Annotated in this window: 1 pseudogene; it reads left to right on the top strand. The window is 43.2% G+C overall.

Annotation, left to right across the window (positions count from 1 at the left end):
• A pseudogene (locus EOD40_RS17825) lies at positions 1-1,770 on the top strand (hypothetical protein); the annotation flags it as partial.

The following is a 1,770-nucleotide window of genomic DNA, read 5'->3' as shown; positions in this document are numbered from 1 at the left end:
GAACTACCGGAGCAATTAACCTTACTCCAACTGGAGGAACAGGCCCTTATACCTTTAACTGGGGCGGTGGTATAACTACCGAAGACAGAACAGGACTTGCAGCTGGAAGCTATTCGGTAACAATTACCGATGCTAATGGATGTACTGGAACTGTATCAGGAATTACATTGACTCAACCGGCAGCAGCTGTAAGCGGAACAACCGTTATTACGAATGTTGCTTGTAATGGTGGAACTACCGGAGCAATTAACCTTACTCCAACTGGAGGAACAGGACCATATACCTTTAACTGGGGTGGTGGTATAACTACCGAAGACAGAACAGGACTTGCAGCTGGAAGTTACTCGGTAACAATTACCGATGCTAATGGATGTACGGGAACTGTATCAGGAATTACATTAACTCAACCGGCAGCAGCTGTAAGCGGAACAACCGTTATTACGAATGTTGCTTGTAATGGTGGAACTACCGGAGCAATTAACCTTACTCCAACTGGAGGAACTGGCCCTTATACCTTTAACTGGGGCGGTGGTATAACTACCGAAGACAGAACAGGACTTGCAGCTGGAAGCTATTCGGTAACAATTACCGATGCTAATGGATGTACTGGAACTGTATCAGGAATTACATTGACCCAACCGGCAGCAGCCGTAAGCGGAACAACCGTTGTTACGAATGTTGCTTGTAATGGTGGAACTACCGGAGCAATTAACCTTACTCCAACTGGAGGAACAGGCCCTTATACCTTTAACTGGGGCGGTGGTATAACTACCGAAGACAGAACAGGACTTGCAGCTGGAAGTTACTCGGTAACAATTACCGATGCTAATGGATGTACGGGAACTGTATCAGGAATTACATTGACTCAACCGGGAGCTATTAATACTGCAACAGGTTCACAAACGAACGTGTCTTGTAATGGAGGTTCAAATGGTTCTGCTTCAGTTTCACCTTCAGGGGGGACACCAGGGTATACTTATTCATGGTCCCCTTCTGGCGGAACGGCTGCTACGGCTACCGGTCTGGCTGCAGGAAGTTACACAGTAACGGTAATTGATGCTAACGGATGTATGGCAACCCGTAATTATACCATTACACAGCCGGAAGCAGCTTTAGCGCTTGCTACTTCTTCTAAAACTGAAGCGTCTTGTTTAACTAATACTGGATCAGTAATTGCCGGTACAGTTGCTAATTCAGTTGGAACGGTAAATTATTCTTGGAAAAATGCTTCTAATGTTATTGTAGGAACTACGGCAACGGTTTCTAATCTTTCTGCAGGTATATATACTTTAACAGTAACGGATAATTGTTCTTCTCAATCTAATTCGGTTACCCTTACTATTAATTGGAATGATTTAGATTGTGATGGTGACGGAGTAACTAACATAAAAGAAATTACTGACACAACTGATCCTAGTGATTCTTGTAAATTTATCTTAGCCAGTCAAACAGTAGCTCCAAGTTCAGCTTGGGAAACTGCAGATTGTGACAATGACAGTGTAACCAACAAGCAAGAGAAAATTGACGGTACCGATCCTAATAATCCAGATACGGATGGTGATGGTGTAACCGATAGCAAAGAGAAAACAGATGGAACTGATCCTAAAGATGCTTGTAAATTTATCTTAGCTAGTCAAACAGTAGCTCCAAATTCAGCTTGGGAAACTGTCGATTGTGATAACGACGGTGTAAACAATAAACAAGAGAAAATTGATGGTACTGATCCTAAGAATTCGGATACGGATGGTGATGGTGTAACCGATAGCAAAG

The organism is Flavobacterium sufflavum (assembly GCF_004016525.1).
Taxonomy (GTDB): Bacteria; Bacteroidota; Bacteroidia; order Flavobacteriales; family Flavobacteriaceae; genus Flavobacterium; species Flavobacterium sufflavum.
This window is presented reverse-complemented; position numbering and strand designations above follow the sequence as displayed.